Source organism: Klebsiella sp. YJ, from assembly GCF_002108615.1.
Taxonomy (GTDB): Bacteria; Pseudomonadota; Gammaproteobacteria; order Enterobacterales; family Enterobacteriaceae; genus Klebsiella; species Klebsiella planticola.
Window position 1 is genome coordinate 1 of the sequence record NZ_MTEG01000072.1, and the last position, 5654, is coordinate 5654.

Consider the following 5654-nt stretch of genomic DNA (forward strand, 5'->3'; position numbering starts at 1 on the left):
TAAAATCCCATTCAGACGCCGGATAGATTCAAGCAAGCCAACTTGTCGTCAAAATCGGTGTTGCAAAAACGGGAGTGACCATAGATTCCGTTTTCTGAGACGACCCCCTTATGGCAGCACTTTAAATTGAGTCTCATACAGTATCTGTTTTCTTTCTCTTCATCTCTCATGACCTGCTGCCCACTTACAGACTCCAGGGTAAAGCAAAAAATTCTCCACCGGTGAGCAGAGTATATTGCATATGCCAGTTTATGAGTGTATATATAGCATATGCCAATAAGGAGCCTTCATGCCAAGACCCAGAATTCCCCGTAACATCTGTGGCCGCCCTGCGGATACCTGTTTTAAGCCCAATGCGCGACCGATGAGCCAGCTTGAACATGTTCATTTAAAAGAAGATGAGTTTGAAGCGTTACGGCTGGTCGATTTACTGGGCATGCAACAGCAGGAAGCGGCTGTTGCAATGGGGGTTTCAAGGCAGACACTGGCCAATGTCCTGAAAGCAGCCCGTTTTAAGGTTGTGGACTGTCTCACTCAGGGCAAGGCCTTAATAATGCACTCTGAAAGGGAAGGAGTTACACAAGATGATCACAGCCATTCCAGTGAATGACGACCGGGTAGCAAATCATTTTACCAAAGCGAGTCACCTTGTCCTGGTGGATGAGCGCGGTGTGGAGCTCAGCCGGACAGAAAATCCCGCGCTGGGCGCAGATTGTTCAGGTAAACGGAAGCTGGTTGACCTGCTGGTTCAACAGCAAGTCAGCCGCGTTGTGGTCCGTAACATCGGGGAACGGATGCTGGGTAAATTACTGGGGCATCAGATCGCGGTGTACCAGACTGACTGTGGTCGTCGTTTGTTCACTGAACTGTGTGATCCGGATACCCGTGTTCTGACTGAACTGAATAAGCCGGAGCAGGGACGCCAGTCCTTTCATCATGAGGCGAAAGGGAAAAAATGCTGTCACTCTGACGGGAACACAGCAGAAAATGCGTGCCAGGGTGGGCGTCAGCATCATCACGGAAACGGGCGCTGTTGCCATTCATGAGTTTATTTCATCACGGGCGGTGATTTTTATCAGACCCGTATTGTGTATAAACCAGGAGCCGGAATGTGTGGAGGAGGCAGTAATGATGCCGGGGGAGCCCCTCAGCTGACTGAATTCCGGATGCCTCCCGTCAGTACAACCGGACGCTGAGCAGAAACAGATGAATTGTTATCTTGATGCCAGAAAGGCCCATACCTGTTGTATGGTCTGTAGTTCCCGCGACAACAACCCTGATACGGTGAACTTAATGTTTTCAGAGCACCCGGATGGCTCTGTATGTGCGGACTACACGGCCAATCACAGGCATCAGGGGTATACGGGTCTTTTACATGGCGGAATGACGAGTACCCTGCTGGATGCAGCAATGACTCATTGTTTGTTCATGCAGGGTGTGCAAGCCCTGACGGCTGAACTGACGGTAAGATTCATTTCACCCGTTTGTACCGGAGACAAACTGATGGTATGTGCCAGACTGCTTGGGCAACGCAGGGGGATTTACCTGCTTGAAGCATGGCTGACAAAAGGACAGCAGACAGTGGCACGTGCCACGGCGAAATTCATTGTTCCGTCGCAGGATATTGCTCTGGCGCATCGCTAGTGTGACAGACGACAGGTGTACCTGGTTATTATAAAAATTTGAGGCGTGTTTTGCTCAGACCGGAAAGAATAATCGCATATCGTATATTCCACTGAAACCGTGTAAGAGGTAGTTATGAGTAAACAAATCATTGATATTGGTATTGCTGAATCATCCCGGGTGGAGATTGCAGACGGCCTGTCCCGGCTTCTTGCTGACACCTATACCCTGTATATAAAAACACATTACTATCACTGGAATGTAACTGGCCCCATGTTTAACAGCTTACATTTAATGTTTGAAAATCAATACAATGAGCTGGCCACTGCCGTTGATGATATCGCTGAACGTATACGCTCGCTCGGATGCTTCGCGCCCGGCACATATCATGAATTTTCACGTTTAACAGCGGTTAATGAAGATAAGGATATTCCGGCAGCAAAAAACATGATTGAAAATCTTGTCCAGGGCCAGGAGACCGTGGTTAAAACTGCACGCTCCCTGTTCCCGCTCGTTAATAATGCGAATGATGAAGCCACAGCAGATCTGCTTACACAACGTATCCAGTTACATGAGAAAACTGCCTGGATGTTGCGTAGCCTGCTTGAATAATGTCACCCCGTGGCAGCAGAAAAAACGGTTTGTCAGCCACAGGCTATTACTGACAGTGCAGAATCATCCGTGTTCCTGTGGCTGTTTTTTCTGACCGTCACAGTATTAAACACCATTGAATCAGTGGGTTAATCAGTGAATGCGTGAACGAGAAATACAGTCCGTGACGGGCATCATCGGCTGGTATATCCGGACCACTGTTGTTTTCCCGTTAAGGTATCGCAGGTTCCGGTCTGGCATTTCACAGCCTGAACAGGGTTAATGATGCATGGATAAAACGGTTTACGGGGAAAGCAGGATCATATTATTCGTTGTTATGGCTTCCTTTACCGGTGCCTGCCTGCGGGCAGTAGAGATCATATAAGGTATTTAACAACGTCATGATACGGTTATCCTCAATACGGTAATATACCATTTTACCTGCCCGTCGGGTCTCGACCAGCTTCAGGCGGCGCATTACACCCAGCTGCTGGGACAGGGTCGGCTGAGTGATACCGACCGCCGCTTCCAGCCCGGCCACATTCGCTTCCCCCAGGCTTAACTGACACATCAACAGCAACCGGTCGCTGTTGGCCAGTCCCCGTAAGACATCTGCTGCCCTCAGGGCCGCATTCTTCATATCTGTCTGACGTTTTGTGTCTTCATTCATGAGCATTGCTGATTTCTCATACTATGTGTTTTTATATAATATAATTTAGTATACTAACGGTATCGTAATTTTGCCATCGTGTTCGTCAGGTCTGCAGCGTCCTGCCGGCCCGGGGAAACGATTATATCTGGCAGGCATTTTTGCCCCGGGTGAACAGAGAGGATGTAATGAAAATAGTGATTGTTGGTGGTGTTGCCGGCGGGGCATCCGCTGCAGCCAGAGCTCGTCGGTTATCAGAGGATGTCAGTATTGTTGTGTTTGAACGGGGAAGCGATGTCTCTTTCGCCAACTGTGGATTACCTTATCATATAGGCGGAAAAATTCCTTTAAGGCAGTCACTGATTCTGAAAACCCCGGAGGATTTTAAATCCCGCTTTAACATAGACGTCCGTATCTGTCATGAAGTGACGTCAGTGGATCCGGTTAATAAAACGGTGACGGTTAAAAATCTGACCTCAGGGGAGGTCTATAGCGAAGAATGGGATCGTCTGCTCCTCAGTACCGGCGCCGCTCCGGTTGTCCCTCCTTTGCCCGGGCTACAGGAAGAGGGTGTCTTTACGCTGCGAAATCTTACTGACATGGATGCTATCCTGGGGTGGATTGAGCAACATCACGTAGCTCACACCACGCTTGTCGGGGGGGGATTTATCGGACTTGAAGTGATGGAGGCTCTGAGCGAACGGGGGATCAGTGTGACCCTGCTGGAGATGGGGGAACAGGTTATGGCTCCGGTTGATCCTGAAATGGCATCTGCCCTGCATCAGGAAATCCGGAGTCATGGCGTGGATCTGCGTCTCAGAACGGCGCTCACCGAGGTACTGCGGACAGAGACGGGATTCCGCGTTGCACTGTCTGAGGGTGGGTTTCTGCAGACCGACATGGTTATTCTCGCCATCGGGGTAAAACCTGAGAACAGCCTTGCCACAGGAGCCGGGCTCGCAGTGGGTAAACGGGGAGGCATAAGCGTCAATGCCTGTATGCAGACCAGTATCCCTGACATCTACGCCGTGGGGGATGCCGTTGAAACTCCAGACTTTGTCTTTCAGGAACCCGCTAATTTTCCTCTGGCAGGGCCCGCCAACCGCCAGGGACGCATTGCTGCTGATAACATGCTAGATCGTCACAGCCTTTACCATGGCAGTCAGGGGACATCCATTTGTAAGGTATTTTCGCTGAGTATTGGCAGCGTCGGTGCGAATGAAAAGCAGCTGAAAGTTCATGGCACCCGATACGAGAAGGTTTACGTCCATGCCGCTGATCATGCCGGTTACTACCCGGGGGCAACGATGATCAGTCTGAAACTGCTGTTCAGCCCCGATACCGGTAAAATTCTCGGGGCTCAGGCATCAGGGAAAAAAGGGGTTGATAAACGCATCGATGTCCTGTCTGTCGCACAGCGCGCGGGGCTTACCGTCAACGATCTCGAACATCTTGAGCTGACTTATGCTCCACCTTTTAACAGTGCAAGGGACGTCGTTAACCAGGCTGGTATGGTGGCGACAAATGTAATGAAAGGAGATACGGTCATATGTCATGTCAGCGATGTGTTACAACGGGAACCGGGCAGTTATTGTTTACTTGATATTCGCTCTCCTGCCGAACTGAAACAATTTGGCGAATATCCTGACGCGCTATCCATTCCACTGGATTCCCTGCGGGAGAATCTTGAAAAAGTGCCTAAAGATAAAGAGATTTTTATAGGGTGCCAGAGTGGCCTGCGCGGGCATGTGGCATACCGTATTCTTCAGGCCCACGGCTTCAGGACATATAATCTGAGTGGTGGCTTTATAACCTGGCAGGCGGTAACGGAGTCAATAAGTAAATAAGAGATGAGGTGCCATACACATGGCACCCTGAATCGCCACAGGTTTAACAGTGAAGTGGTCTGCTGAATTTGTTCACCTGAACAGAGGTGTGGACTGACCCCGCACCGTTATAAGGACGGTTATGAAAAAAATAACTTTTCAGATCAGGCATATAATGTCAGATTCATGGTCACTATAGGAATGGCAAGGACTGGATTTTCATTTTGCAGCCATCAGGCTGCTTAGTTCAGAGATAGGTCTGTGTAATGCGTAACTTCGTGACTCGATTGAGAGTATGGTTTCCGCCCCCACTCATCTTATTGCTGTTTTTCGTCACTGATGTGTTGACTGCAATCCCGCGTTTTACCTTCGACATCGTGAATATAGTGCTAAGCGTGTTGCTGACCGGTGTTTGTATTACCATGATACTGCACACCGCTTGGCAGATGAGCACGAACGGCACGACGCTTAATCCGCTTCATCCGGATAGAACCACCAAGCTGGTAACTGTCGGTTGTTACGCATGGAGTCGAAACCCTATTTACCTTGGAATGAGCGGGCTCCAGTTATCCGTTGCTCTCTGCTTTGGCAGCCTGGTGGGGATACTTGCTGTACCGTTGTTTATGTTTGTAGTAGCCAGATTACATATCCATGTTGAAGAGGTACAGCTTCGAAAACGTTTCGGGTTGGAATGGGAACGCTATACCCAACGGGTTCGTCGCTGGTTATAGCAACCCCGTGGTGTTGCAGGAGACAAATAACGTCGAAATCATAAAGAAAAGAATTCATCATCCTTGAGCTTTTATATCGTAATCGTAAACCAGGTGCCGTATGTAGCCATTGAGCCAGTGCTGGTACCTTAGGGAAGGTGCGAATAAGCAGGTCATTTCTTCCCAAGCTGACTCGCTGATTAAAATTTCGCGGATCTGGGCCGATTTTTTTCCCGCAAACACATCGAATCAGCC

7 protein-coding genes are annotated in these 5654 nt (G+C 49.4%); 6 read left to right on the top strand and 1 reads right to left on the bottom strand.

What is annotated here, in order from left to right:
• The first annotated feature begins 289 nt into the window (after positions 1–289).
• From BV390_RS29890 to BV390_RS29905, 4 genes are all read left to right on the top strand, one after another.
• Positions 290–610, top strand: coding sequence for a DUF134 domain-containing protein (locus BV390_RS29890; protein WP_001137910.1), 321 nt, complete (start codon positions 290–292; stop codon positions 608–610).
• Positions 585–1046: a NifB/NifX family molybdenum-iron cluster-binding protein gene (locus BV390_RS29895; protein ID WP_000626969.1), complete on the top strand. Its 462-nt coding sequence runs from the start codon at positions 585–587 to the stop codon at positions 1044–1046. The genes BV390_RS29890 and BV390_RS29895 overlap by 26 nt, the downstream gene beginning before the upstream one ends.
• A 160-nt stretch (positions 1047–1206) precedes the next feature.
• Complete coding sequence (locus BV390_RS31770; protein WP_016241611.1) at positions 1207–1644, top strand: PaaI family thioesterase; 438 nt, start codon at positions 1207–1209, stop codon at positions 1642–1644.
• A 114-nt stretch (positions 1645–1758) separates the two neighbouring features.
• A complete protein-coding gene (locus BV390_RS29905) occupies positions 1759–2235 on the top strand; it encodes a Dps family protein (protein WP_000043177.1) in 477 nt (158 codons plus the stop codon).
• A 304-nt stretch (positions 2236–2539) separates the two neighbouring features.
• Here BV390_RS29905 and BV390_RS29910 read toward each other — a convergent pair whose 3' ends face one another.
• Positions 2540–2890: an ArsR/SmtB family transcription factor gene (locus BV390_RS29910; protein WP_000928911.1), complete on the bottom strand. Its 351-nt coding sequence runs from the start codon at positions 2888–2890 to the stop codon at positions 2540–2542.
• Between the two features lie 161 nt (positions 2891–3051).
• Here BV390_RS29910 and BV390_RS29915 point away from each other — a divergent pair, with 161 nt between their 5' ends.
• Positions 3052–4710 carry an FAD-dependent oxidoreductase gene (locus tag BV390_RS29915; RefSeq protein WP_000706606.1) on the top strand — a complete coding sequence of 553 codons (1659 nt, stop codon included), beginning with the start codon at positions 3052–3054 and terminating at the stop codon, positions 4708–4710.
• A gap of 245 nt (positions 4711–4955) precedes the next feature.
• The gene (locus tag BV390_RS29920; protein WP_001243598.1) at positions 4956–5420 is read left to right on the top strand and encodes a methyltransferase family protein; all 465 of its coding nucleotides are present in this window, start codon (positions 4956–4958) and stop codon (positions 5418–5420) included.
• The last annotated feature ends 234 nt before the right edge of the window (positions 5421–5654 follow it).

What these genes read in the sequence shown, in the direction of transcription:
- BV390_RS29890 (WP_001137910.1), top strand. Translation starts at nt 290, where the DNA reads ATGCCAAGACCCAGAATTCCCCGTAACATCTGTGGCCGCCCTGCGGAT.
- BV390_RS29895 (WP_000626969.1), top strand. Translation starts at nt 585, where the DNA reads ATGATCACAGCCATTCCAGTGAATGACGACCGGGTAGCAAATCATTTT.
- BV390_RS31770 (WP_016241611.1), top strand. Translation starts at nt 1,207, where the DNA reads ATGAATTGTTATCTTGATGCCAGAAAGGCCCATACCTGTTGTATGGTC.
- BV390_RS29905 (WP_000043177.1), top strand. Translation starts at nt 1,759, where the DNA reads ATGAGTAAACAAATCATTGATATTGGTATTGCTGAATCATCCCGGGTG.
- BV390_RS29910 (WP_000928911.1), bottom strand. Translation starts at nt 2,890, where the DNA reads ATGCTCATGAATGAAGACACAAAACGTCAGACAGATATGAAGAATGCG.
- BV390_RS29915 (WP_000706606.1), top strand. Translation starts at nt 3,052, where the DNA reads ATGAAAATAGTGATTGTTGGTGGTGTTGCCGGCGGGGCATCCGCTGCA.
- BV390_RS29920 (WP_001243598.1), top strand. Translation starts at nt 4,956, where the DNA reads ATGCGTAACTTCGTGACTCGATTGAGAGTATGGTTTCCGCCCCCACTC.